The sequence below is a fragment of the Shinella sp. HY16 genome (assembly GCF_028534175.1).
Taxonomy (GTDB): Bacteria; Pseudomonadota; Alphaproteobacteria; order Rhizobiales; family Rhizobiaceae; genus Shinella.
In genome coordinates, this window is the sequence record NZ_JAHYXL010000008.1 from 48,876 (window position 1) to 72,936 (window position 24,061).

24 protein-coding genes and 2 pseudogenes are annotated in these 24,061 nt (G+C 61.3%); 23 read left to right on the plus strand and 3 right to left on the minus strand.

From position 1 onward, the window contains the following. Window positions 1-3 precede the first annotated feature (3 nt). Genes K0P03_RS33740 through K0P03_RS35745 form a run of 5 tightly spaced genes read left to right on the plus strand, consistent with a single transcriptional unit; the run spans window position 4 to window position 4,231 of the window. On the plus strand, window positions 4-1,173 hold the full coding sequence (locus tag K0P03_RS33740; RefSeq protein ID WP_272792042.1) for a mandelate racemase/muconate lactonizing enzyme family protein: 1,170 nt from the start codon (window positions 4-6) through the stop codon (window positions 1,171-1,173). 39 nt (window positions 1,174-1,212) lie between these two features. Next, window positions 1,213-2,205 carry a TRAP transporter substrate-binding protein gene (locus K0P03_RS33745; RefSeq protein ID WP_272792043.1) on the plus strand — a complete coding sequence of 331 codons (993 nt, stop codon included), beginning with the start codon at window positions 1,213-1,215 and terminating at the stop codon, window positions 2,203-2,205. 53 nt (window positions 2,206-2,258) lie between these two features. After that, window positions 2,259-2,753 (plus strand): TRAP transporter small permease, encoded by a 495-nt coding sequence (locus tag K0P03_RS33750; protein ID WP_272792044.1) that lies wholly within the window; start codon window positions 2,259-2,261, stop codon window positions 2,751-2,753. Next, window positions 2,750-4,063, plus strand: coding sequence for a TRAP transporter large permease (locus K0P03_RS33755; RefSeq protein WP_272792045.1), 1,314 nt, complete (start codon window positions 2,750-2,752; stop codon window positions 4,061-4,063). The genes K0P03_RS33750 and K0P03_RS33755 overlap by 4 nt, the downstream gene beginning before the upstream one ends. Window positions 4,064-4,066: 3 nt before the next feature. Further along, the gene (locus K0P03_RS35745; protein ID WP_367182576.1) at window positions 4,067-4,231 is read left to right on the plus strand and encodes a 2-dehydro-3-deoxygalactonokinase; all 165 of its coding nucleotides are present in this window, start codon (window positions 4,067-4,069) and stop codon (window positions 4,229-4,231) included. Between the two features lie 48 nt (window positions 4,232-4,279). Here K0P03_RS35745 and K0P03_RS33760 read toward each other — a convergent pair. The 3 genes and pseudogenes from K0P03_RS33760 to K0P03_RS33770 all read right to left on the minus strand — a co-directional run. Continuing rightward, window positions 4,280-4,414: pseudogene (locus K0P03_RS33760) on the minus strand (IS256 family transposase); the annotation flags it as partial. Between the two features lie 53 nt (window positions 4,415-4,467). Continuing rightward, window positions 4,468-5,219: pseudogene (locus K0P03_RS33765) on the minus strand (IS6 family transposase). Between the two features lie 754 nt (window positions 5,220-5,973). Then, window positions 5,974-6,744, minus strand: coding sequence for an IclR family transcriptional regulator (locus tag K0P03_RS33770; protein ID WP_272792046.1), 771 nt, complete (start codon window positions 6,742-6,744; stop codon window positions 5,974-5,976). 223 nt (window positions 6,745-6,967) lie between these two features. On the opposite strand from K0P03_RS33770, the gene K0P03_RS33775 reads away from it, so the two are divergent. The 18 genes from K0P03_RS33775 (at window position 6,968) to K0P03_RS33860 (ending at window position 24,015) form a co-directional block, all read left to right on the plus strand. Beyond that, window positions 6,968-7,804, plus strand: coding sequence for a cyclase family protein (locus K0P03_RS33775; RefSeq protein WP_272792047.1), 837 nt, complete (start codon window positions 6,968-6,970; stop codon window positions 7,802-7,804). Further along, window positions 7,804-8,787: an MBL fold metallo-hydrolase gene (locus K0P03_RS33780; RefSeq protein WP_272792048.1), complete on the plus strand. Its 984-nt coding sequence runs from the start codon at window positions 7,804-7,806 to the stop codon at window positions 8,785-8,787. Before K0P03_RS33775 ends, K0P03_RS33780 begins: the two co-directional genes overlap by 1 nt. A gap of 45 nt (window positions 8,788-8,832) precedes the next feature. Continuing rightward, the gene (locus K0P03_RS33785; RefSeq protein WP_272792049.1) at window positions 8,833-9,183 is read left to right on the plus strand and encodes a cupin domain-containing protein; all 351 of its coding nucleotides are present in this window, start codon (window positions 8,833-8,835) and stop codon (window positions 9,181-9,183) included. Continuing rightward, a complete protein-coding gene (locus K0P03_RS33790) occupies window positions 9,180-9,974 on the plus strand; it encodes an SDR family NAD(P)-dependent oxidoreductase (protein WP_272792050.1) in 795 nt (264 codons plus the stop codon). The genes K0P03_RS33785 and K0P03_RS33790 overlap by 4 nt, the downstream gene beginning before the upstream one ends. Before the next feature lie 3 nt (window positions 9,975-9,977). After that, window positions 9,978-10,904 (plus strand): 3-hydroxyacyl-CoA dehydrogenase family protein, encoded by a 927-nt coding sequence (locus K0P03_RS33795; protein ID WP_272792051.1) that lies wholly within the window; start codon window positions 9,978-9,980, stop codon window positions 10,902-10,904. 54 nt (window positions 10,905-10,958) lie between these two features. Beyond that, window positions 10,959-12,218, plus strand: a complete 1,260-nt coding sequence (locus K0P03_RS33800) for an ABC transporter substrate-binding protein (RefSeq protein ID WP_443020643.1) — start codon at window positions 10,959-10,961, stop codon at window positions 12,216-12,218. Between the two features lie 93 nt (window positions 12,219-12,311). Beyond that, entirely contained in the window at window positions 12,312-13,577 is a 1,266-nt protein-coding gene (locus K0P03_RS33805; protein WP_272792053.1) for an ABC transporter substrate-binding protein, read from the plus strand. 11 nt (window positions 13,578-13,588) lie between these two features. Next, complete coding sequence (locus K0P03_RS33810; RefSeq protein WP_272792054.1) at window positions 13,589-14,251, plus strand: DAPG hydrolase family protein; 663 nt, start codon at window positions 13,589-13,591, stop codon at window positions 14,249-14,251. Window positions 14,252-14,271: 20 nt separating this feature from the next. Beyond that, complete coding sequence (locus K0P03_RS33815) at window positions 14,272-15,000, plus strand: ABC transporter ATP-binding protein (protein ID WP_272792055.1); 729 nt, start codon at window positions 14,272-14,274, stop codon at window positions 14,998-15,000. Next, window positions 14,993-15,694, plus strand: coding sequence for an ABC transporter ATP-binding protein (locus K0P03_RS33820; protein WP_272792056.1), 702 nt, complete (start codon window positions 14,993-14,995; stop codon window positions 15,692-15,694). The genes K0P03_RS33815 and K0P03_RS33820 overlap by 8 nt, the downstream gene beginning before the upstream one ends. A gap of 3 nt (window positions 15,695-15,697) precedes the next feature. After that, window positions 15,698-16,561 carry a branched-chain amino acid ABC transporter permease gene (locus tag K0P03_RS33825; protein ID WP_272792057.1) on the plus strand — a complete coding sequence of 288 codons (864 nt, stop codon included), beginning with the start codon at window positions 15,698-15,700 and terminating at the stop codon, window positions 16,559-16,561. Window positions 16,562-16,565: 4 nt separating this feature from the next. After that, window positions 16,566-17,573 (plus strand): branched-chain amino acid ABC transporter permease, encoded by a 1,008-nt coding sequence (locus K0P03_RS33830; RefSeq protein WP_272792058.1) that lies wholly within the window; start codon window positions 16,566-16,568, stop codon window positions 17,571-17,573. An 8-nt stretch (window positions 17,574-17,581) separates the two neighbouring features. Continuing rightward, window positions 17,582-18,514 (plus strand): 3-keto-5-aminohexanoate cleavage protein, encoded by a 933-nt coding sequence (locus K0P03_RS33835; protein ID WP_272792059.1) that lies wholly within the window; start codon window positions 17,582-17,584, stop codon window positions 18,512-18,514. A 78-nt stretch (window positions 18,515-18,592) separates the two neighbouring features. Further along, window positions 18,593-19,291, plus strand: coding sequence for a CoA transferase subunit A (locus K0P03_RS33840; RefSeq protein WP_272792060.1), 699 nt, complete (start codon window positions 18,593-18,595; stop codon window positions 19,289-19,291). A 143-nt stretch (window positions 19,292-19,434) separates the two neighbouring features. After that, on the plus strand, window positions 19,435-20,064 hold the full coding sequence (locus K0P03_RS33845) for a CoA transferase subunit B (protein ID WP_272792061.1): 630 nt from the start codon (window positions 19,435-19,437) through the stop codon (window positions 20,062-20,064). A gap of 68 nt (window positions 20,065-20,132) precedes the next feature. Next, complete coding sequence (locus K0P03_RS33850; RefSeq protein WP_272792062.1) at window positions 20,133-21,707, plus strand: Re/Si-specific NAD(P)(+) transhydrogenase subunit alpha; 1,575 nt, start codon at window positions 20,133-20,135, stop codon at window positions 21,705-21,707. Between the two features lie 16 nt (window positions 21,708-21,723). Continuing rightward, window positions 21,724-23,157, plus strand: a complete 1,434-nt coding sequence (locus tag K0P03_RS33855; RefSeq protein ID WP_272792063.1) for an NAD(P)(+) transhydrogenase (Re/Si-specific) subunit beta — start codon at window positions 21,724-21,726, stop codon at window positions 23,155-23,157. Window positions 23,158-23,256: 99 nt separating this feature from the next. Continuing rightward, window positions 23,257-24,015 (plus strand): SDR family NAD(P)-dependent oxidoreductase, encoded by a 759-nt coding sequence (locus K0P03_RS33860; RefSeq protein ID WP_443020641.1) that lies wholly within the window; start codon window positions 23,257-23,259, stop codon window positions 24,013-24,015. Window positions 24,016-24,061 lie beyond the last annotated feature (46 nt).

Sequence of the window (24,061 nt, forward strand, 5' to 3'; positions counted from 1 at the left end):
AATATGAAGATCACACGTATCACGAGCCACGTATTGCAGTGCGACATGCCAGAGGAACTGGGTTACTCGCAGCAATACTATTCTAAGCGAACCGCTCACATCGTCGAGGTGGAGACGGATGAGGGGATTACCGGCTGGGGTGAGTGCTTTGGCCCTGGAGCTGTCGCTCTTGCCAACAGAACGATCGTGCAGACAGTGATTCAGCCGCTTGTGACGGGCATGGATCCTCTCGACCGTGATGTGATCTGGCATAAGGTCTACAATCTGCTACGCGATCACGGTCAGAAAGGCATGCCCCTGCAGTCCCTGTCCGGTGTCGACATCGCGCTGTGGGACATTGCCGGCAAGGTCGCAAACCTGCCGATCCACAAGCTGATCGGCGGTGCTCATCGCGAAAAGGTCCGGGCTTATGGCTATGGGATGATGCTCAAGCGCGAAAGTGTCGCCGAGCATGTCACCCGCTTTGCCGATGAAGCTCAGCGGATCAAGGCGATGGGATTTTCTGCAACCAAGATGAAGATCGGCCTTGGCGCGAAAGATGACGTCAAGCTGGCTGAAGCGGTGCGCAAAGGTGTGGGCGATGACTTCGACTTCATGGCAGACGCCAATCACGCCTACAACACCCATGATGCCTTCTATGTCGGGCGGGCATTGGATGAGCTTGGTGCTTTCTGGTTCGAAGAACCGGTTGCCCCCGAGGATCTGGATGGCTACCGCGAGCTTCGCGCCGGATTGAAGGTCAATATCTCGGGCGGTGAGGCAGAATTCAACCGTTGGGGCTGGCGGGCTCTGTTGGAAAGTCGCGGGCTTGATATTGCTCAGCCTGAAGTGTGCGCCCTTGGCGGGATCACAGAATACTTACGCGTACTCGCATTATGCCACGCACATTTTACGCCCGTCATCAATCATGTCTGGGGATCTGCGATAGCGGTTGCGACCAACCTGCAATTGCTGGCGGCAATGCCCCCGTTGCCGGGCGGCCTGTTCCCTCGCGAACCGCTGCTTGAGTTCGACACGACGGAGAACCGTTTCCGCGATGAGCTCCTCGTCGAACCGCTCAACATCCAAAAACAGGTCTCCACTGCTGAAGGATTTATACGGATTCCCAAGGGACCAGGTCTCGGAGTTGAGCCAGACCGCGGATTTCTTCGCGCTTTTGCAGCCAAGGTGTAGCGCTGCTCACACAGCTTTAATGAAGGTAGGAGGCACAAGATGCACACAAGAACTTTATCCAGATGGCTACTCGCCAGCATGGCAACGCTTAGCTTGGCGACCTCGGCGCTTGCCGCAGACGTTTCGCTAAAATTCGGGGTAGCAACACCGTCCGGACACCCGCACAGCCAGTCCGCAATCGAGTTTGCCAAACGTGTCGCAGAAAAGACTGGCGGAGCAATCGAAGTTAAGGTGTTTGACAATGGCAGTCTTGGCTCCAATCCCGAACTGCTCGACGGGGTTAAGACAGGTGCGGTAGACTTCACCATCAGCACGCCCGGCGTAATGGGAGAATATTCCAAGGGTTTCGGCCTGCTGGAAGTCCCCTACATCTTCGCAAGCAAAGAACACATGATGAAGGTAACACGCGGCGAGATCGGTGCGCGGATGGCAGAGGAATACAAGTCCGCAGCCGGCATCGAGGTGCTTGGCTATCTGGGCGGAGCCCAGCGCAACATGATCACCACGAAGACAGCGATCCGATCTATGGAGGACCTCAAGGGACTGAAGATGCGCACAGCAGAAGTCAAAGTGCTCCTTGACTGGTGGAATGCGCTGGGTGCGACCGGATCCGTCGTTGCCTTCCCCGAGGTTTACACGGCCATGCAGACCGGGGTGGTCGATGGTGCCGAGAATGAGTTCACGACATTTACTACGGCCAGATGGGCAGAGATTGCCAAGAATATCGCCCTGACCGAGCACGCAATCACTGTACGTCCTCTCGTCGGCAATGCCGCCAATCTGGCCAAACTTTCGCAGGAGCAGCAATCTGCGATCCGCGATGCCGCCAGGGAAGTCGCAGATTGGGACGTTGAACTCGAAGGCAAGCTTGACGAGGAGAACAAAGCAAAACTCGCCGCCGACTTCGGGGTGACCTACACCACACCTGACAAGGCGCCGATGCTTGCCGCATCTTCTGCAATCATCAAGGCATTTGCTGACGAGACAGGGGTCAGCGATCTGGCCGACAAGATCGCGGCAGCTGCCAACTGATCGTATGTGACCAGCCATCTGGAGATGGCTGGTTCACCTCCCTGGAGGCTCCATTGAAAAAGTTATCCGACAAGCTTGAGAAAGTCCTTGAAGTTGTAGTCGGGATCCTATGTCTGATCCTGATTTCGATACTGGGTATCGAGGTCGTCAACCGCTACTTCTTCGGCATATCCTGGCCTTGGGCGCAGTACCTCATTCCCTTTTGTTTTTTGTGGACGTGCATGATTGGCAGTGCCATAGCCGTCCGTCGACGCCAACATTTCGAAGTCGATCTTCTCGCCAATCTCCTCCGGGGACGCCCTCGGCGCCTTCATCGCTTTCTCGTGGCCGTTTCGAATCTCATCGGTGGCTTGCTGATCGCATGGGCCTCAATCGGCTTCGTAAGTCTGGGGTTGCAAAAGTCTTCTCCGGCGACCGGTACACCGATGATCTACATCTACGTTTCAATTCTGATCGGCGGGCTGTTGATCATGTTTTTCGCACTCGATCGTCTTCTGGCTGCAGACGATGAAGAATTGCAAAGTCGCTTTGAAGAGGCCACACCATGAGCGGCGATCTGGCTCTGATCATTCTTTTGGCGGGTTTTACCGTCCTTTTCACTCTTGGTGTTCCTCTAGCTTTTTCGCTACTGTTTGCATCGGTCGCTGTTATTGCTATCGATCCGAGCCTCGATCTCATCCAGGTTCCTCTCAAGCTTTTCTCTGGCATCAACAGTTTCCTTCTATTGTCGATTCCGGGCTTCTTGTTCGCGGCCCTGATGATGAACCGCGTGGGCATCACAGAAGATATCGTCAAAATTTCCGACTTGCTTGTGGGGCGTGTCAAGGGCGGCCTTGCGCATATCAACGTGGTATCCTCAATGCTGATGGGCGGGGTTTCGGGGTCATCGACCGCTGATGTCGCCGGAATTGGTGCAATTCTCATTCCAGCGATGAACAAGAAGGGTTATGATCGCGGTTTCAGCGCTGCGTTGACGGCAGCGTCATCGTCGATCGGCTCCATCATTCCGCCAAGCATCCTGATGGTCATTTACGGCGCAGCGGCCAATGTTTCTATCGGCGCGCTGTTTATTGCAGGCTATATCCCGGGCATCCTTGTTGGACTATCACAGCTAGCGCTATGCTGCTATTACGCTCATAAACACGGAATTGACCTCGGATCGCCTTCCGGTTTCGGCCGCGGAGAAAAACTACGGATCCTGGCGCGCGGCCTCGTTCCAATAAGTGTCATAGGGGTCATAATTGGTGGTATTCTTTCGGGCGTGATGACCGCCACCGAATCCGCCGCGATCGCTTCAATCTATGTTGTTTTGGTGGGATTGTTCTTTTATCGAGCCGTCAATCTTCGCCTGCTTCTTGACGTCGCCATCGAAACAGCGCTTCTCACCTCGGTTGTCATGATCTGCGTGGGCACCGCAACTCTGTTTGGGTGGCTGATGTCGTTTTACGGCGTCTTGGATGCATCCGGGCAGCTCATCCAGGTCTACGCAGGAAGCCCCGTAGCATTCCTGATGTTCGCGGTGGTCTTGTTCCTGGTCCTTGGAACCTTCATGGATCCCGCGCCGGCGATGTTGATATTTGTGCCCGTACTCGCGCAGATCGCGCCTGGTGTCGGCGTCGACCCTCTGCATCTTGGGGTCCTCATCATCATGTCTTTGGCAATTGGCAAGATCACTCCACCTTATGGCATCAGCTTGATGTTGGCGTGCGTGATCGCCGAAATCCCGCTGTCGCGATCGCTGAAATGGACGATTGTGTTCTTTACGGCGTTTTGTGCACTCATGCTGCTGATCATCTTTGTTCCTTCTATCGTGATCTCGCTACCTGCTTATCTGTCGCCTGAACTAGTGGGGCGTTAAGGGATGAGCAATGCAGCACTAGTCGCCATTGATTGGGGAACTACGAGCTTTAGACTGTGGGTCTTGGATGAGGCCGGCAAGGCGGTTGCTTCTGTCACTCGACCCTGCGGTATGTCACGGCTTCAGCGCGGGGACTACGAGCGGATTTTACTGGAAATGCTCAGATAGCGTCCGTCAAGATGGCGTAATTTCGGGTGTGGCTCCGGGCCGTCATGATCAGGCGGCTCTGGGTGTAATCTGAAGTGTGTTTTTCTCCTCGATTGTCGGTGGGTTCAGCTCGGCCATTGCCTCGACCTGCATGTATCGGCTCAGGAGCTGCCATTCGTCGTTGGCTTCGAGCAGGACCGCGCCGGGCGATGTCACGTTGTTTCATCAACGTCCGAACAAGGCGATTGCCTGTGAACTCAAGCAGTTGCGCCGGTCACGGCTTTCCACTGCGCCATTGCGCGGATCCGATGAATGTGGGTGGCGAGGGCTGAGCGTTTCTGGTGCGGCGCGACGAAAAGATTTCGGACTGCTGAAAAGACTGAGATAAAACGTTGCAATGCGCCGACAGATCGAAATCCCTGCATCATCCGTTCTCGTTTTCGTAGTGGCACGTGAGAATTCTCCGCACGATTGTTCAGGCCTTTGTGCGATCGATGTTCGACAGCGGGCATCACGTCCCGTCTTGCCGCTCCGTATGAACGTAGTTTGTCGGTGACGATGCGCTTCGGCGTCAGGCCTTGTTTCTTCAGCAGTCTAACCAGCAATCGTTTGGCAGCTTTGGTATCGCGGCGGGCCTGGACGATCTCGTCGAGAACGTAACCGTCCTGGTCAACGGCACGCCAAAGCCAATGTTTTCGGCCACCGATGGAAATCACAACCTCGTCCAAATGCCAGATATCCTTTCGCGACGGCTTCTTTCTGCGCAACTGCTTGGTATAAGCCGCCCCGAATTTGCGGCCCCATCGCCGGATCGTTTCGTAAGATACGACAATGCCGCGCTCCAACAGCATTTCCTCAACCAGCCGCAGGCTCAAAGGGAACCGGTAATACAGCCAGACCGCACGGGCGATGATCTGCGGTGGAAAGCGGTGGTTCTTGTAGCTGATAGTCGACGAGTTCATGTCAGCCGAACTATCCCTCAACCGTTAAGCTGCAGACAACGTGACATCGCCCGCGCACTCTGCGGGGACCTGTTCTGACTTCTTTGGGTTCTCAATAGCTCAATGGCGTGATAACCGTATCGTGGCGAAAGAAATGGAAAATCACCACATCGCGGTACAGTCGCCGGAGCCAAGGGGGAGGATATGAGCCGCACTGGAAGAAAAGAGAAGCCCTTTAACGGTTATGCCCAGCTCATTCGATATTTCCGCGCCCCTGTATCAAGGAGGTGTGAGATAATATTCTTCATTGCTTTCCTTACTGTGAGTATATTGGCCAATGTTTGGTCGATAAAGGAGGTTGACTGGCCATAGAAACAGGGTGATGGCGGAATACACGCGCCCATGCGGGCGGCCGCCATGCGGACCACCGACTCGACGAGGTAACTGATCCGAGCTGCGGAAAGGGCCGATTACTCCCAGCCGCTCAACGACAACCTACACCGCTATTTTCATGTTGTCGTAGATGCCGGGCCGGTAGATCCCGCCAGAAAATGGTGAAGGCCTGTCATGCGACCGAGGACCATCCTCTGCGTTTTGTCGAGATAGGTGTGCGCGATCGGTATCCGGCTTTAGGCTAGCTGCATCTGGGCGACTTTCACGACCACGACAGTCCGTGGAGTTCGACCGCCTCCTGGCTCCAGTCAAACTGAAAGCCCGCTTCGAGTCACTGCATCGTTCGATTTTCTGAAACCCGATACTGCACCATCACTAAGTGCCGACAGACCGCTAACGGAAATACGGCCAAACTCCGCAGGCTACAGATCAGCTTCCAAGCACCCGCAACAAGTCCGCGCGCAGACGTTGCAGCGCTGCCATTACTGTAGCCTTCTGCTGTCCGAAGCGTGGGCTGGGGATCGGCACGGACACGGAATGCAAGTCACCGACGACATCGGAGAAGGCGAAACCGAGCGCGCTGATACCTTCGGTGTGGTCGTCAAGGTCCTCAGCGAAGCCGGTTGCACGTGCGACGTTCAGCACTTTTAGAAGCTTTGGCCAGCTTGGTTTTTGACCGAGGCGTTCCCATTCGTTCTCGGCCATCTTACGCGCCTCCGCATCCGACAAGAGTGCTAGGCACGAGCGACCATTGGCTGTCGAGGTGAGTGGGAACACCTCGCCGACGGACGACACGGCACGCAGCCGATGTGTCCCCTGTACCTGATCCAGGAAGATCATTCGCCCGCCGCGGAGCACAGACAAATCGACCGTTTCGCCCGTCTCCTCCATCAATTCTTGTAGAAGAGGACGCAGCTGCTCGACGATGTTGTATCGGGCGGCTCCTGCGAGGGCATGCAACTGCGGGCCGAGACGCACGCCCCCTGCCGTGCCGGAGATGATCAACAGGCGTTCTTCCTGGAGTGCCTGGACGATGCGTTGAACGGTGGAGCGCGGAAGCTCCACCCTCTCGGCGATCTGCCCAAGGCTCATTCCGCCCGGCGCCTCCTTGAGCGTTCTCAAAACCGCGGCAGCGCGGGCGATCACCTGCACACCCTGGCGAGCCCCTGCCTTGTCAGCGTCGATGTCCTCGACAGTCATGCGCAGTCCTTCCGGAGAAATCAAAAGCCGTGACGTTCCATGTTTGCCAAGGAGCATCACAGATCGACATGGACCACCATACGATACAGACGGACTGCCTGACAAGATTCCCCTTGACCGCAATGCGGTTCACTTGTATCGATATGCGGGCGAAGTAGAGGGGGACTCTTGGCATCCCCCAATTTCGTGCCGCCGCATCGGGGCGAACGGAGGAGGATTTCTGATGGTCAAAATTCGCGGTATCGAATTCGAGGGCAACCTCGACAACAGCATGGGGCTGGAATTCTACAATCTGAGCCACCGCTTCGGCTTCCAGAACCCGAACTGGCCCTATTTCCAGGACACCAAGATCGAACGCATCCACTACATGGCCAAGTCGGGCGTGCTGTCGCAGCGCATCACCACGACGATGCATGCGACGACGCATATCGACGCTCCGGCGCATGTGGTGCAGGGCACGCCCTTCATCGACGAAGTGCCGCTGCCGCATTTCTTCGGCACCGGCATCGTCGTCGGCATGCCCAAGAAGAAGTGGGAGTTCATCACCGGCGACGACCTCGAGGCCGCCTGCGGCAAGTCGATCCGCAAGGGTGACGTGCTGATCATCAACACCGGCTGGCACAAGGATTACGAGGACGGCGACTACTTCGCCTATTGCCCCGGCTTCGTGAAATCCGCCGGCGAATGGATGGTTGAAAAGGGCGTCAAGGTCGTAGGCCATGACACGCAGGCAAACGATCACCCGCTTGCAACCGCGATCGGCCCGCAGCGCAACGGCCCTCTGCTTCCGCACCTGGAAGCGGAATGGCGCGAACATACCAACGGCGGTGACTGGAAAAAGGATTTTCCCGAGTGGGAGCCCGTCCACCAGATCCTGTTTAAGAACGGCATCCTCGGCATTGAGAATGTCGGCGGCGATCTGGATGCCGTCACCGGCAAGCGCTGCACCTTCGCCTTCTTCCCCTGGAACTGGGACCGCGGCGACGGCTGCATCATCCGTCTCGTCGCGATGATCGACAAGACCGGCGGCTATCGCATCGAGCGCGGAGAGCAGTTCTGATGGGCTGGAGGAAAGTCGGTATTGCGGTAGTGCTCGCCTCGGTCGTCGCATCATCTGCGTTTGCCGAAGGGGTGATTCCGTCGACGGCCACGGATGGAGCATTGACGGTGACGCTACTGGGCACCGGCACGCCCGACCCGCGTATTGACCGTTTTGGACCAGCGACCCTCGTAACCGCAGGCGGGCAGGCGTTGCTGTTCGATGTGGGCCGTGGCGCTATCCAAAGACTCCAGCAGATCGGTGTCTCCCCTGGCAAGCTCGACCAGATATTCTTCACCCACTACCATTCAGACCACGTAAACGGCCTGCCGGATCTTTGGCTGACCGCGCGGTTGCCACCACATGGGGGACGACGAGGAGCCCTGCCCGTCAGTGGCCCCAATGGGCTCCAAGCTCTGACCGAGGGGCTGCGGGCCGCGTTTGCCAACGACATTGGCATCCGCGAAGCCGATGAAAAGCTACCACCAGAAAGCACGCTGTTTGCAGTGACCCAATTCGATGAGAACACCGAACCTGTCGTCTACGAGAAGGACGGACTGAAGGTAACCGCTTTCAAGGTGAATCATGGTGAATTGATCCACCCTTCGGTCGGCTATCGCATCGACTACGGCGAGAACACCGTGGTTCTTTCAGGTGACACCAAATACGAGCCAAACCTGATCAAACATGCTGAAGGGGCGGACCTCGTGATTCACGAGGTTGCTATGGCTGCGGACGACATGCTGGATAACCCGGCTATCAAGCGGATTCTTGCTCATCACACGACCCCGCGAGAGGCAGGAGGGGTGTTCACTGCGGTCAAACCGCAATTGGCGGTCTATGCGCATCTGGTTCTGCTGCACCCGCCAGGAACGCCGGAGCAGACTCCACAAGAGATCGTAACCGCTACGCGCGAAACCTATGACGGCCCCCTATTGGTGGGAGAGGACCTGATGAGTTTCCGCATTGATGGAAACGTGGAGGCAGGGCGGGCATCCCCCTAATGCCGAGCATCCGGAGCAACACATTCGCGCAAGTGGGAGGAAAGGATGCTGGTTAAGCATTTCGGTGACGCAAAACCCTATGAAGCTCCAAACCACCGCGGGGTGGTCGGGCTGCGCCTTCAGGGTTTCGAGGAAGGTGGGCCGACCAATCAGTGGCTGGGCTATTCGCAGTTCCTGCCGGGGGGCGGCGCGGGGCCGGACTCCACGCCGTTCGAAAAGGTCTACCTCGTGCTCGAAGGCCAGATGACGGTGATCGTGGGCGGGCAGGAAACCGTTTTGCGAGCGCTGGACAGTTGCACGATCGCTCCCGGCGAAGTGCGCGAGATCGTCAACAGAACGAACGACGTCTGCAAGATGGTCGTCGTCGTCCCCTATCCTTCGAAGGTGTCGCAATGAGCCTGCACGATCCGCTTTCGATGTTCGACGTGAAGGGCAAGGTCGCGCTGATCACCGGCGCATCAGGCGCCTTCGGAATGGTCGCCGCGCGGGTGCTGGCGGGCGCCGGGTGCTCGCTGGTGCTGGCCGCGGGCAAGGCCGCCGAGCTTGCCGCCATCGCGCAGCAATGCCGCGAGGACGGCGCGGCGGTCGTCGAGGTGAACGCCCGGCCCGACAGCGAAGACAACTGCGCCGCGCTGGTGCGGGCCGCCGTCGAGAATTTCGGCCGGCTCGACATCCTCGTCGTCGCCTCCGGCATGAACAAGGTGGCGAAGATCGAGGACATGGCGCCCGAGGCCTTCCTGTCGGTGATCGACGCCAATGTCACGCAAAGCTGGCTACTGGCGCGCGCGGCGACCCGCCAGATGAAGGCGCAGGGAGACGGCGGCAAGATCGTGCTCGTCTCCTCGGCGCGCGGGCTGCTCGGGCACCCGGCGGGCTACACCGCCTATTGCGCGAGCAAGGCTGCGGTGGATGGCATCACCAAGGCGCTCGGCTGCGAGCTGGGACCGACCGGCATCACCGTGAATGCGATCGCGCCCACCGTGTTCCGCAGTCCGCTGACGGCCTGGATGTTCGAGGAGACGGAGAACGCGCAGGCGGTGCGCGACGGTTTTCTCACGCGCGTTCCCAAAGGGCGCCTCGGGGAGCCGGAGGATCTGGCGGGGCCGCTCCTGTTCCTCGCCTCGAGGGCATCGGATTTCTACACCGGGCATATCCTTTATGCCGACGGCGGCTACACGGCGGGCTGATCGGTGCGCAAGAACATACAGACGGCAGTGATCGGCGCGGGATTGATGGGGCACGGCATCGCGCTGACTTTGGCGCGCGCCGGCCAGCATGTGGCAATCACCGACCCAATGGCCGAGGCGCGCGCCTCGCTTTCCGGGCGGATCGCCGAAAGCCTGCGTCTCATGGGCGAGGACGATGCCGGCATAACCGGCATTCTGGAAAGGATCGAGATCGTCGAGACCGTTCCCGCGGCCGTCGCGAAGGCGGCGTTCGTCTTCGAGGCGGCGCCTGAGAAGATCGCGCTCAAGCAGGCGCTGTTCGCCGAGATCGAGGCGCATGCCCCGGTCGGAGCGATCCTCGCCTCGAACACGTCGGTCATGCCGATTACCGAGATCATGAAAGGGCTGAAGGACAAGAGCCGCGCCCTGGGCACTCATTGGTGGAACCCGCCGCATCTGATCCCGCTGGTCGAGGTGATCCGCACGGCCGACACCTCCGAGACGGCGATGTCCAGGATGATGGCGCTGCTCGCCGACGCCGGGAAAACGCCTGTCAGGGTGGAGAAAGACGTGCCGGGCTTCATCGGCAATCGGCTACAGCATGCGCTCTGGCGGGAGGCAATCTCCCTTGTGGAGCGCGGCATCTGCGACGCCGAGGCAGTGGATACCGTCATCAAGGCCAGCTTCGGCCGCCGCCTCGCGGTGCTTGGGCCGCTGGAGAACGCCGATCTGGTCGGCACCGACCTGACATTGGACATCCATGACACCGTTCTTGCCGATCTGGAGCATCGGCCGGGGCCGTCCCCTCTCCTGCGAGAACTCGTGGCCGCAGAGCGGCTGGGGATGAAGTCGGGCGAAGGGTTTCGCCGCTGGACGCCGGAGGAGGCGAAGGCGGTGCGTGAAAAGGTCGTGCGCCATCTGCGCGCGCTGGAGGGAATACTCGAAGACTGAACGGACGCGGGCGGCAGACGCCCCACATTTTACTGGGAGGATGGAATGACATCGCTGATGAACCGCCGCCGTTTCCTGGCCGGGGCTTCTGCCCTGCTGGCGGCCCCCGCGATCCTGCGGGCCACGCGCGCCTATGCGCAGATGCCGACGCTGAAGGTGGGCCATGTCAGCCCGCGCACCGGCCCGCTGGCCGGCTTCGCGGAAGCAGACGACTATATCCTGAAGGCCGTCGCCGAGAAATTCGCGGCGGGGATCGAGAACAACGGCAAGGGCTGGCACATCGAGATCATCTCGAAGGACAGCCAGTCGAACCCAAACCGCGCCGCCGAAGTGGCGAGCGAACTCATCCTCAGGGACGAGGTCGACATCATCGTCGCGGCCTCGACGCCGGATACGGTGAACCCGGTTTCGGACCAGGCCGAGATCAACGGCACGCCCTGCATCACCACGGATTGCCCCTGGCAGCCCTATTTCTTCGGCCGCGGCGGCAAGCCGGAGAGCGGCTTCGAAAGCACCTACCATTTCTTCTGGGGGCTGGAGGACGTGATCGGCGCCTTCCTCGACCTGTGGAGCAAGGCGGATGTGGCGAAAACGGTGGGCGGCCTGTTCCCCAACGATGCCGACGGCAATGCGTGGGGCGATGCGGAACGCGGCCTGCCCAAGCCGCTGGCCGCCGCAGGCTACACCCTGACCGACCCCGGCCGTTACCAGCCGCTGAGCGACGATTTCAGCGCGCAGATCAACGCCTTCAAGCAGGCCGGATGCCAGATCGTCACCGGCAACATGATCGCGCCGGATTTCGGCACCTTCTGGTCGCAGGCCGCGCAGCAGGGTTTCAAGCCGCGCATCGTCACCATCGGCAAGGCCCTTCTCTTCCCCAGCGTCATCGCGGGTCTGGGCGACCGGGGTATCGGCCTCTCGTCGGAAGTCTGGTGGTCGCCCAGCCATCCCTTCGCTTCGTCGCTGACCGGCGTTTCCTCGGCCGATCTGGCAAGCGGCTACACGGCGGCTTCGGGCCGGCCCTGGACCCAGCCCATCGGGTTCAAGCATGCGCTTTTCGAGGTGGTGGCCGATGTAGTGGCTCGGGCCGACGATCTGGACGATCCGGCGGCCATCGTGGCGGCCATCGCGGCAACCAATCTGAAAACCATCGTCGGCCCCGTGAACTGGGCGGTCGGGCCTGTGAAGAACGTCACGAAGACGCCTCTCGTCGCCGGCCAGTGGGCAAAGGACGGTGGCGCGCTGAATCTGAAGATCGTCGCCAACGCCCATGCGCCGGAGATTCCGCTGGGCGGTGAACTGACACTGCTCTGACAAGACAGGCTCAGCCGTCGCGTATCGCGCGCAGGGCCGTCCGCTGGTGCTCCGTGCAGAGACAGGCGGCGTGAACATCACTGGGAGAACGAGATGAAGTCCATGATATCACGCCGAAACCTGCTTGTGGCCTCCGGGGCGCTTCTGGCTGCACCCATGATCCTCCGCGCCGGCCGCGCGGAAGCCGCGGGCGATGCCCTGCGGGTGGGGCTTGTGACCCCAAGCACTGGTCCCCTCGCGTTTTTTGCCGAACCGGACGCCTTTGTTCTCAAACGTTTCGAGGCTGCGCTGTCCAAGGGTGCGGGCGGACGGCCGGTCGAGATCATCGTCAAGGACAGCCAGTCGAACTCGAACCGCGCGGCCGAGGTTGCTTCGCAGCTGATCCTTGAAAACGAGGTGGTGCTGCTGCTGGCGGCCGGGGGACCGGATACGGTGCTGCCGGTCGCTGATCAGGCGGAGATCAACGGAACACCCAGCCTGTCGACCTCCTGCCCCTGGCAGCCCTTTGTCATGGGCCGGGGAAGTACGCCCGATACCGGGTTCCAGAGCACCTTCCTCTTCGGCTTCGGCCTGGAGGACGTGATCGCGGCCTATCTGAAGCTCTGGGAAACCGTTCCGAACAACCGCAAGGTCGGCCTCCTCCTGCCCAACGATGCCGACGGAAATGCCTGGGGCGATCCGAAATTCGGCTTTCCGCCGGCCCTTGCCGCCGCAGGCTATGAGGTGATCGATCCCGGTCGCTATCAGCCGATGTCGAACGATTTCAGCACCCAGATCGCAGCCTTTCGAAATGCGGGCGTCGATATCGTGATGGGTTCGATGATCCCGCCCGATTTCACGACCTTCTGGACACAGGCCGCTCAGCAGCGCCTGCGCCCCAAGGTCGCCACCATCGGCAAGTCGCTGTTGCTGCCCAATATACTGCAAGGAATCGGCGCTGCCGCCAGCGGCCTGACCACCGAACTGGCTTGGCACCCCGATCTTCCCTTTGTCTCGGCCGCGACCGGCGAAAGCGCACGCGATATCGCCAAGGCCTGGACGGCGGAAACCGGCAAGCCCTGGATCCAGACGCTGGGCCTGAAACACGGCCTCATCGACATCGGGCTGGCTGCCCTGCGCGGCGCGAGTGATCCGACCGACGGGGCAAGCATCGTTGCCGCCATCCGCAAGCTGGACGTGGAAACCACGATGGGCCGGGCAAACTTCGGCGCTTCGCCGATCGCCAATGTCGCCAAATCCGTGATCCTCGGCGGGCAGTGGTGGCAGTCCCAGGACGGATTCACGCTGGAAATCGCAGCCAATCCCACATCGGTGGATATCCCAGTCACCCGGCCCGTCGAGCCGCTGCCGACGCTTTGAGGTTTCACGACATGCGCTTTGAAAATGTCTCCGATCTGTTGTTGCCGGGCTATCTCCCGTTCGAATCCGGCACGATGGCCTATCCCGACGGCTTCCGAACCGTAGCCGCCCTGACCCGCATGCCGAACTGCCGCGCCAAGATGGTTCACTGGTGGTTCGGCTGGCTGGGCGGGACCGAGCAATACAAGCTTTGGCACCCCACGGATCACCTGTTCAGCGATTGGGAAGGCCGCGAGAACGGCGTCTATGTCGGCGCCAGCCACCTGGTGCACGAGTACCTGGGCGGCGCAGACGGTCCGGTGTTCAAGCTGAAAATCCAGTTCCAGCCGCCCGGGGAATTCCTCGGCAGCCCGGAATTCGACCAGTTCGACGGCATCGCCGTTTCCGCCCGCATCGGCTCCCTGGAAAAGCCGTTGAACCTCGGCCGGATGGTGCATTTCGTCCGGAACACGCCGTGGGGCTGCGAGATGCGGTCCCGCTTCTTCCTCGGCTTCGTCGAGTCCCGCGACGGGGCACCGGACATCAGCGCCGCCGCCGCGGAAAGCCTGCGGCATGATCTGGCGACGGAGGAGCTCGCGCGCCGGCTCCATCAGCACGCCACCGAGGAGATGGGCTACCTGTCCGACATCCTGCCGGTGCTTTACCGGCAAGTGACGGGCGACACGGCGTTTTGAACCGCAGAACGGAGGCCGCGATGGCCAGCATCCTTAGCCTCGATGGCGTGACGAAGGCCTATGGCGCCGTGACGGTAGCCGACGACCAGAGCTGGAGCCTGGCGGAGGGCGAGGCGCTCGGCGTGATCGGGCCGAACGGGGCCGGCAAGACCTCGATGTTCAATCTCATCACCGGCGCGGTCATGGCGGACCGGGGCACGGTCCGTTTCGCAGGACAGGATGTGACGCTCTGGCCCGCCGCCCGCCGCTGCCGCGCAGGGATCGCCCGCAGCTTTCAGGTGCCGCAGCCCTTCGGCGCGATGACGGTGTTCGAGAATTGCCTTGTCGGCGCAATGCAGGGCGCGGGCCTTGGCGCAGCCCAGGCCGAGGAGACGGCGCTCGACATGCTGGACCGCACCGGCCTGCTGCACCGCGCCAATACCATGGCCGGTGGCTTGCCGCTCCTGGAGCGCAAGCGTCTGGAACTGACGCGCGCGCTGTGCGCGAAACCAAAGCTGCTGCTTCTGGACGAGATCGCCGGCGGGCTGACGGAAAACGAATGCCACGCCCTGGTGCAGACCATCAGGGACATCCGCTCGACGGGCGTCTCGATCGTCTGGATCGAACATGTCGTGCATGCCCTGCTCGCGGTGGTCGATCGGCTGATGGTGATCGATTTCGGCCGCAAGATCGCCGAGGGCGAGCCGGAGATCATCATGGCCAGCCGTGAAGTCCGGGAAATCTATCTGGGGATCGAAGCCGATGCCTGATCTGCTGACAGTCGAAAACCTCGATGCCTGCTACGGCGATTTCCAGGCTTTGCGCGCGGTGAACGCCCGTGTTGCCGAGGGCGAGGTCCTGGCGATCATCGGAGCGAACGGGGCGGGCAAGACCACCCTGATGCGGTCCATCGCCGGGTTGATCCGCAATGCGCCGCGGCAGATTCGCTGGAAGGACCAGCCGATTGGCGCGCTACGGGCCGATCAGGTCGCGGCGCTGGGCATCGCACTGGTTCCCGAAGGACGGCTTCTGTTCCCGTCGCTCAGCGTCGAGGAAAACCTTGTGATCGGCGGACAGACCGGACGGAAAGGCCCGTGGAATCTTGCGGCAGTCTATCGGCTGTTCCCGATCCTGCAGGAACGGCGCAACCAGCAGTCCACGTCACTCTCCGGCGGGCAGCAGCAGATGGTCGCCATCGGCCGGGCGCTGATGGCGAACCCCGAACTGATCCTGATGGACGAGATTTCGCTCGGTCTGGCCCCCGTGATCATCAAGCAGATCTACGAGGCGCTGCCCGGCATCGTCGCGCAGGGCATGGCGGCGGTCATCGTCGAACAGGATATCGCCAAGGCGCTGTCGGTGACGAGCCGCCTTTACTGCCTGCAGGAGGGCCGGGTGTCGCTCGAAGGCGCCTCGTCGCAGGTCACGCGCGAGGCCATCGCCCGCGCCTATTTCGGGGTGTGACGGATGGATTGGCTGAACGCGGTGGTGCAGGGAACCTTGCTGGGTGGGCTTTACGCCTTGTTCGCAGCCGGGCTGAGCCTGATCTTCGGGGTGATGCGGCTGGTCAATATCGCCCATGGCGATCTGATCGTGCTGGCAGCCTATCTGGCGCTGACGGCCATGACGCTGCTGGGCCTTTCGCCCCTCCTGGCGTTGATCGTCGTGGTGCCGGCCATGGCGGGGTTCGGCTATGTCCTGCAGCGCGGCATCCTGAACCGGACGATGGGCGAGGATATCCTGCCGCCGCTTCTGGTCACTTTCGGCCTGTCCGTGATTTTGCAGAATACGCTGCTGATGACCTATACCGCCGACCCGCAGAAACTGCAGGCCGGCGCGCTGGAAACGGCGAGCCTGTCGATTGGCGGGCTGACGGTTGGGGTGCTGCCGCTCATCGTCTTCGCCACCGCCATCGTCATCATCGGCGCATTGCAATGGATGTTCTACCGCACCGCGCTCGGCCGTGCCTTCCGGGCCACCTCGGACCGGCAGGACGTCGCGCAACTGATGGGTCTGAACCGGGCGCATGTCTTCGGCCTTGCCATGGCGATGTCGCTGGCAGTGACGGCCGTGGCGGGCGTGTTCCTCGGCATCCGCACGTCGTTTGATCCGGCCATCGGCGGCAGCCGCCTGATTTTCGGCTTCGAGGCCGTCATCATCGGCGGGCTCGGTAATCTCTGGGGCACGCTCGCCGGAGGCGTGATCCTCGGCGTGGCGCAGGCCCTCGGCGGCCAGATCAATCCCGGTTTCCAGATCCTCGCCGGACATATCGTGTTCCTTGTCGTTCTCGCGCTGCGCCCGCGCGGCCTTTTCCCGAAAATGGAGGGCTAAGCCGATGCGCGTGACCCGCACCTCGACCACCGCGCAGGCAGCCATGATCCTTGCCGCGCTGATCCTGATCGCTCTCGCCTTCGCGCCCTGGTGGGCGGGCCGGGCCGAGATGCGCCTGATGGGGGAAATCTTCCTCTATATGGCGCTCGCCTCGCTGTGGAACCTGCTGGCGGGCTATGCCGGCCTCGTCTCGGTCGGACAGCAGGCCTATGTCGGCCTTGGCGGCTACCTCCTGTTCGCGCTGGCCATGCTGGCCGGTCTTCCGATCCTTCTCGCGCTGCCGCTCGCCGCCGTCGCGGGCGCGGTGATCGCGATGCCGGTCGCCGCGCTGATCTTCCGTCTGCGCGGCGCTTATTTCGCCATCGGCACCTGGGTCATCGCCGAGGTGTTCCGGCTGAGCGCCGCACAGATCTCCGCCCTCGGCGGCGGATCGGGCGCCTCGCTGCCCGCAACTATCGTAAAATCCTTGGCGGAAGGGCGCGACATGCGCGAAGCTCTCGCCTACTGGCTGGCGCTCGGCGTGATGGCCGCGGTGATCGGCGCAGCCTTTCTCATCCTGCGCTCCCGCCACGGCCTTGCCCTCACCGCGATCCGCGACAACGAGCTGGCCTCGCGCAGTCTGGGCGTCGATATCTGGCGCACGAAATTCGTGGTCTATGTCGCCGTCGCCGGGCTGACGACATTAGTGGGCGCGCTGATCTTCCTGCAGAAGCTACGCATCTCCCCCGAGGCGGCCTTTTCCGTCAACGACTGGACGGCCTTCGTCATCTTCATCGTCGTCATCGGCGGGATCGGCACAATCGAAGGCCCGATCATCGGCACCCTGGTCTTCTTCGCGCTACGCGAGACCATGGCCGACCTCGGCACGATCTACCTGATCGCGCTCGGCCTCGTCGCGATCCTCGTGATGCTGAAAGCACCGCGCGGGCTTTGGGGCCTGATCCGGTCGCGAACCGGAGCCGAACTCTTCCCGCTGTCGCGCCGCGTGCTGAACATTCAACCCAAGAAGTGAGACCTGCCATGGCCAAACGCCCCAAGACCGTCATCACCTGTGCCGTGACCGGCGCGATCCACACGCCCACCATGTCGGACGCGCTGCCCTATACGGCAGACGACATCGCCGCGCAGGCCGTCGCCGCCGCCGAAGCCGGTGCGTCGATCCTGCATCTGCATGCTCGCCGTCCGCATGACGGCGGCGTGACGATCGATCCCGAGGCCTTCGCCGCCTTCTTGCCGCGCATCAAGCAATCTACCGACGCCGTCATCAACATTTCGACCGGCGGCAGCCTGAACAACACCATCGACGAGCGTATCGCCCCCGCTTTGCGCTTCTCGCCGGAAATGTGCTCCATGAATATGGGCTCGATGAACTTCAGCTTCCATCCACTGGCCAAACGCTACGACACCTGGAAGTTCGACTGGGAGAAGGACTATATCACCAACTCCGACGCCTATATTTTCCGCAACACCTTCGCGGACATACAGAATGCGGCCACGCAGCTTTCGGCGCACGATATCAAGTTCGAGCACGAATGCTACGATGTCGGCCACCTCTACAATCTGCGCTTCTGCATGGATATCGGACTGTTCAAGGCGCCGATCTTCATCCAGTTCATCTTCGGCATCCTGGGCGGTATCGGCCCGGAGGTTGACAACCTGATCTTCATGAAGCGCACCGCCGACCGGCTGTTCGGCGACGATTATCGCTGGTCGGTGCTGGGGGCCGGCGGCGCGCAGATGAGCCTTGCCACCACCGCCAGCCAGATGGGCGGCAATGTCCGTGTCGGGCTAGAGGACAGCCTTTTCATTTCCCGCGGCAAGCTGGCCCAGTCGAATGCCGAACAGGTCAGCAAGATCCGCCGGATCGTCGAAGACCTGGGCTGCGAGGTCGCCACCCCCGAAGAGGCGCGCGAAATCCTCGGCCTGAAGGGCGCGGATCGCACCGCGTTCTGATCCTGCCCAACCTGATACTGAGCCGCCGACCGGTCCTGGCCATCGGCGCGACAGGCAGCAACGAAACCGGAGGACGACATGAATAAGATATATGCGAGTGCATCCGCAGCGCTCGATAACCTGCTTTTTGACGGAATGGTGATCGCAGCAGGTGGCTTTGGACTGTGCGGAATTCCCGAGCTGCTGATCGCCGCGATCCGCGATGCGGGGACCCGGAACCTGACAGTGGCCTCAAACAATGCCGGAGTTGATGGTTTCGGCCTCGGCCAACTGCTGGAAACCCGGCAGATCCGCAAGATGATCTCCTCCTATGTCGGCGAGAACGCGGAATTCATGCGCCAGTATCTGTCAGGAGAACTGGAAATCGAATTCAATCCGCAGGGAACGCTGGCGGAGCGAATGCGCGCGGGAGGCGCTGGGATCGGCGGATTCTATACCCGTACAGGGGTCGGCACGGTCATTGCCGTCGGGAAAGACGTGAAGGTCTTCAACGGCGACGAGTACATCCTCGAAACTGGGCTTGTCGCAGATTTGTCGATCATAAAAGCCTGGAAGGCCGACACGTCGGGAAATCTGATCTTCCGCAAGACCGCACGCAATTTCAACCCGCCGGCGGCGACCTGCGGCAAGGTCTGCGTGGCCGAGGTCGAGGAGATTGTGCCGCTAGGCAGTCTCGACCCTGACAGCATTCACCTGCCAGGAATCTATGTGCACCGCATCATCCAGGGGGACCACGAAAAGCGCATCGAGCAGCGCACGGTTCGCAAAGCTGCCTGAGACAAGGAGAGAGCGGCGATCATCTTGAACGCGGTGAAGAACCGATTTCTCCCCAAGCAAGTTGCAAAGGCTCGCGGCCGTCCATTCGGCACGGCTGCGTCATGAGGTGTTGATCACCCACATCAGAAAATGGAGCAGAATAAATGAGCTGGGACCGGAATCAGATGGCCGCACGGGCCGCGCAGGAATTGCAAGACGGCTGGTATGTAAACCTTGGTATCGGCATCCCGACACTGGTGTCGAACTACATTCCCGACGGGATCGAAGTAACGCTTCAATCCGAGAACGGGATGCTGGGCATGGGGCCGTTCCCCTACGATGGTGAGGAAGATCCCGACCTCATCAACGCCGGCAAACAGACGATAACCGAACTGCCGCAAACGGCCTACTTCGACAGTGCTACCAGCTTCGCGATGATCCGCGGTGGCAAGGTCGCCATGGCCATTCTCGGCGCCATGGAGGTGTCCGAGGACGGCGATCTCGCGAACTGGATGATCCCGAGCAAGCTCGTTAAGGGCATGGGAGGGGCAATGGATCTTGTCGCAGGCGTGGATCGCGTGCTGGTCGTCATGGACCATACGAACAAGGCGGGCGAGTCAAAGGTGCTGACGGCGTGCACCTTGCCCCTGACCGGCAAGCACGTGGTCAACCGCATCATCACTAACCTCGGTGTCTTGGACGTGGTGCCCGGCGGACTCAAGATCGTCGAACTGGCCGATGGTGTCAGCGAGGCGGACTTCCGCGCCGCCACCGAAGCGAAGCTCGTCGGCTGAGCGCTTTCGGTTTCTGGCGCCATAGCCGGCCCGACGCGCCACGCAAAAGTTTTCTGACGGGGAATCATATGAATGTCGGAGCATTGAAAGAGCGAGCGGACAACGAGTTTCGCGTTGCGATGACGCCTGAGTCAGCACAGGCGTTGCGGAAGCTCGGGCATGACTGCCTGATCGAAACTGGCGCTGGCGCGAAGGCCGGCATATCGGATGACGCCTATCGCGCCGCCGGCGTGACGGTGGTCGATGATGCGAACGCACTTTTTGCGGTCTCGGATATCGTCACCAAGGTTCGTCCGCCCGAGCCTTCCGAGATCGCACATCTCGTTCCCGGCCAGACGCTGATCTCGTTCTTCTATCCCGGCCAGAACGGCGAACTGCTGGAACAGGCTCGCGCCAAGGGCGCCAACGTGATTGCCATGGACATGGTGCCGCGCATTTCGCGCGCCCAGAAGATGGATGCGCTGTCGTCGATGGCCAACATCGCCGGCTACCGCGCTGTCATCGAGGCCGGCAATAATTTCGGCCGCTTCTTCACCGGCCAGGTGACGGCCGCCGGCAAGGTGCCGCCGGCCAAGGTGCTGGTGATTGGCGCAGGCGTCGCGGGTCTTGCCGCAGCCGGCGTCGCCGTCTCGCTCGGTGCCCGCACCTATGCCTTCGACGTGCGCCCCGAGGTCGCCGAACAGATCGAGTCGATGGGCGCGGAATTCGTCTATCTCGATTTTGACGGCGGCCAGCAGGATGGCGCGGCGACCGGCGGTTATGCAGCCCCGTCGTCGCCGGAATTCCGCGAGAAGCAGCTGGCGAAGTTCCGCGAACTTGCACCCGAGATCGACATCGTCATCACCACGGCGCTGATCCCCGGCCGCGATGCGCCGAAACTCTGGCTGGCCGACATGGTCGCCGCGATGAAGCCGGGCTCGGTCGTCGTCGATCTCGCCGCCGAACGCGGCGGCAACTGCGATCTGACCGTCGCCGACCAGAAGGTGGTATCCGACAACGGCGTCACCGTCATCGGCTATACGGATTTCCCGAGCCGCATGGCCGCCCAGTCGTCGGCGCTTTACGCCACCAACATCCGCCACATGCTGGCCGACCTGACGCCGGGCAAGGACGGCAAAATCGTCCACAACATGGAAGACGACGTTATCCGTGGATCGACCGTCGCCTTCGAAAGCGCGATCACCTATCCGCCGCCACCGCCGAAGATCGCGGCGATCGCCGCCCAGAAGCCGAAGGAAAAGGTGAAGGAGCCGACGCCGGAGGAAAAGCGCGCCGCCGAGACGGCCGCGTTCAAGGCGCAAACCAAGAGCCAGCTGACGCTGCTCGCTGTCGCGACACTGCTGTTGCTGATCGTCGGGGCCTATGCGCCGTCGGCCTTCATGAGCCACTTCGTCGTCTTCGTGCTCGCCTGCTTCGTCGGCTTCCAGGTCATCTGGAATGTCTCGCACTCGCTGCACACGCCGCTGATGGCCGTCACCAACGCCATCTCGGGCATCGTCATTCTCGGCGCCCTTCTACAGATCGGCTCGACCAGCTGGCTGGTGGTGGTGTTGTCCGCGCTTTCCGTCCTGATCGCCACGATCAATATCGCCGGCGGTTTCCTCGTCACCCGGCGCATGCTCGCCATGTTCCAGAAGTCGTGATCGGGGGAGTTTCATCATGACGATCGGTATTGTTTCGGCCGCTTACATCGCGGCAGCTGTTCTCTTCATCCTTTCCCTCGGTGGTCTGTCCGGCCAGGAAAGCGCCAAGCGCGCCGTCTGGTACGGCATCACCGGCATGGCGCTTGCGGTCGTCGCCACGGTCTTCGGGCCTGATGTCGGCAACTGGTTCATCGTGCTCCTGATGATCGCCGGCGGTGCAGTGCTCGGCCATTTCGTCGCCTCGCGCGTGCAGATGACCGAGATGCCGCAGCTTGTCGCGGCGCTGCATAGCTTCGTCGGCCTAGCCGCCGTGTTCATCGGCTTCAACGCCCATCTCGAGGCGGCAAATGTCGCCGGCCTCGACGAGGCTGCGCGTGCGACGCTGACCGGCTTTGCCAAGCTGCTCGCCCACAAGGAACCGGTGGAACTGGCGATCATGAAGGTCGAGGTCTTCCTCGGCGTCTTCATCGGCGCGGTCACCTTCACCGGTTCGGTCATCGCCTTCGGCAAGCTGGCCGGTAAGGTCGATGGCAAGGCGAAGAAGCTGCCCGGCGGGCATCTCCTGAATGCCGGTGCCGCAGCCCTGTCGATCCTGCTGCTGCTGCTCTACGTCAACGGCGCGGGCGTCTGGACGCTGGTGCTGATGACGCTGGCCGCCTTCTTCATCGGCTATCACCTGATCATGGGCATCGGTGGCGCCGACATGCCGGTCGTCGTCTCGATGCTGAACAGCTATTCGGGCTGGGCGGCCGCGGCCATCGGCTTCACGCTCGGCAACGATCTCCTGATCGTCACCGGCGCGCTGGTCGGCTCCTCGGGTGCGATCCTCTCCTATATCATGTGCAAGGCGATGAACCGCTCCTTCGTCTCGGTCATCCTTGGCGGCTTCGGCGCGACCACCGGCCCGCAGATGGAAATCACCGGCGAACAGATCGCCATCGATGCCGACGGCGTTGCCGCAGCCCTCAACGATGCCGACAGTGTCATTATCGTGCCGGGCTATGGCATGGCGGTGGCGCAGGCGCAACAGTCTGTGTCGGAATTGACGCGCAAGCTGCGGGCCGCGGGCAAGAACGTGCGCTTCGCCATCCACCCCGTCGCCGGCCGCCTGCCGGGCCACATGAACGTGCTGCTGGCCGAAGCCAAGGTCCCCTACGACATCGTTCTGGAAATGGACGAGATCAACGAGGACTTCCCGGACACGGACGTCGTCATCGTCATCGGCTCCAACGACATTGTCAACCCGGCCGCGCAGGACGATCCGAACTCGCCGATCTCGGGCATGCCGGTGCTCGAAGTGTGGAAGGCCAAGCAGGTGTTCGTGTCCAAGCGCGGCCAGGGCACCGGCTATTCCGGCATCGAGAACCCGCTGTTTTTCAAGGACAACACCCGCATGTTCTACGGCGACGCCAAGAAGAGTATTGACCAACTGCTACCCGCGTTGGCTTGAAGAGGGTCGGTTGATTTCGATTCTAGCGGAGTAAGGGCGTGTCGCCTTTCTGAAAAGGCCAAGCTGCGGGTTTGACGCCGTCTTATGAAGGGAATGCAAATGGACAAACCGTTGCAGGGACAAACCATTTTAGTCACCGGCGCCACAGGCGGTATCGGGAGAGCTATCGTGGAACGCCTGATCTTGGAAGGCGCACGACCGATCATTCACTACAGCAAAGACGAGACGACAGCACAGGCTTTGTTGGCCCGTATAGGAGGCAACGGGCTGATTGCGCAAGCCGATCTTTCCGACGTCGAAGGACCATTCGAATTGTGGCGCAAAGCAGTTGCATTCGCCGGCCGCATTCATGGTCTCGTCAACAACGCAGGTATCTGCACGGAGATTTCGATCGAAAGTTCGACAGAGGACTGGAAGGTAGCCTGGCAGAATGAGTTTCAGGTCAATTTCTTCGCAGCCACCGATCTTTCCCGAGAGGCAATCCGGCATTTTAGAACGGAGGGCGGCGGGCGAATTGTGAACATTGCGAGCCGTGCCGGCCAACGCGGCTGTGCTTCCGACGCCATGCCCTATGGAGCGACGAAGGCGGCGTTGATCAATCTCACAAAAGCAATCGCACGTAGTTTCGGTCGTGAGGGCGTAACGGCGGTGTCAATCGCACCGGGCCTGGTCCGCACCGACATGGCTGAGGATTTCATCGCCGCACATGATAAGCTCGCAGCAATGGGGGAAATACCTATTGGCGACATGGCTGAGCCGGCGGAAATCGCTGAACTTGTCGCTTTCGTGCTACGCTACTCACAGGACTCGCTGAACGGCGCCACGCTCGACGTCAATGGTGGCAGCTACATCCGATAGTTGGAAACGGCAAGCCGGAAGAGATCGCCGCTCTGGTCTCCTCAGA

Excerpts from the sequence above, each read along its gene's own strand:
- K0P03_RS33770 (WP_272792046.1), bottom strand. The coding sequence starts at position 6,744 with ATGACTGTCGAGGACATCGACGCTGACAAGGCAGGGGCTCGCCAGGGT.
- K0P03_RS33810 (WP_272792054.1), top strand. The coding sequence starts at position 13,589 with ATGCGCTTTGAAAATGTCTCCGATCTGTTGTTGCCGGGCTATCTCCCG.
- K0P03_RS33855 (WP_272792063.1), top strand. The coding sequence starts at position 21,724 with ATGACGATCGGTATTGTTTCGGCCGCTTACATCGCGGCAGCTGTTCTC.
- K0P03_RS33740 (WP_272792042.1), top strand. The coding sequence starts at position 4 with ATGAAGATCACACGTATCACGAGCCACGTATTGCAGTGCGACATGCCA.
- K0P03_RS33805 (WP_272792053.1), top strand. The coding sequence starts at position 12,312 with ATGAAGTCCATGATATCACGCCGAAACCTGCTTGTGGCCTCCGGGGCG.
- K0P03_RS33840 (WP_272792060.1), top strand. The coding sequence starts at position 18,593 with ATGAATAAGATATATGCGAGTGCATCCGCAGCGCTCGATAACCTGCTT.
- K0P03_RS33790 (WP_272792050.1), top strand. The coding sequence starts at position 9,180 with ATGAGCCTGCACGATCCGCTTTCGATGTTCGACGTGAAGGGCAAGGTC.
- K0P03_RS33780 (WP_272792048.1), top strand. The coding sequence starts at position 7,804 with ATGGGCTGGAGGAAAGTCGGTATTGCGGTAGTGCTCGCCTCGGTCGTC.
- K0P03_RS33745 (WP_272792043.1), top strand. The coding sequence starts at position 1,213 with ATGCACACAAGAACTTTATCCAGATGGCTACTCGCCAGCATGGCAACG.
- K0P03_RS33830 (WP_272792058.1), top strand. The coding sequence starts at position 16,566 with ATGCGCGTGACCCGCACCTCGACCACCGCGCAGGCAGCCATGATCCTT.
- K0P03_RS33825 (WP_272792057.1), top strand. The coding sequence starts at position 15,698 with ATGGATTGGCTGAACGCGGTGGTGCAGGGAACCTTGCTGGGTGGGCTT.
- K0P03_RS33785 (WP_272792049.1), top strand. The coding sequence starts at position 8,833 with ATGCTGGTTAAGCATTTCGGTGACGCAAAACCCTATGAAGCTCCAAAC.
- K0P03_RS33845 (WP_272792061.1), top strand. The coding sequence starts at position 19,435 with ATGAGCTGGGACCGGAATCAGATGGCCGCACGGGCCGCGCAGGAATTG.
- K0P03_RS33775 (WP_272792047.1), top strand. The coding sequence starts at position 6,968 with ATGGTCAAAATTCGCGGTATCGAATTCGAGGGCAACCTCGACAACAGC.
- K0P03_RS33860 (WP_443020641.1), top strand. The coding sequence starts at position 23,257 with ATGGACAAACCGTTGCAGGGACAAACCATTTTAGTCACCGGCGCCACA.
- K0P03_RS35745 (WP_367182576.1), top strand. The coding sequence starts at position 4,067 with ATGAGCAATGCAGCACTAGTCGCCATTGATTGGGGAACTACGAGCTTT.
- K0P03_RS33755 (WP_272792045.1), top strand. The coding sequence starts at position 2,750 with ATGAGCGGCGATCTGGCTCTGATCATTCTTTTGGCGGGTTTTACCGTC.
- K0P03_RS33835 (WP_272792059.1), top strand. The coding sequence starts at position 17,582 with ATGGCCAAACGCCCCAAGACCGTCATCACCTGTGCCGTGACCGGCGCG.
- K0P03_RS33815 (WP_272792055.1), top strand. The coding sequence starts at position 14,272 with ATGGCCAGCATCCTTAGCCTCGATGGCGTGACGAAGGCCTATGGCGCC.
- K0P03_RS33850 (WP_272792062.1), top strand. The coding sequence starts at position 20,133 with ATGAATGTCGGAGCATTGAAAGAGCGAGCGGACAACGAGTTTCGCGTT.
- K0P03_RS33820 (WP_272792056.1), top strand. The coding sequence starts at position 14,993 with ATGCCTGATCTGCTGACAGTCGAAAACCTCGATGCCTGCTACGGCGAT.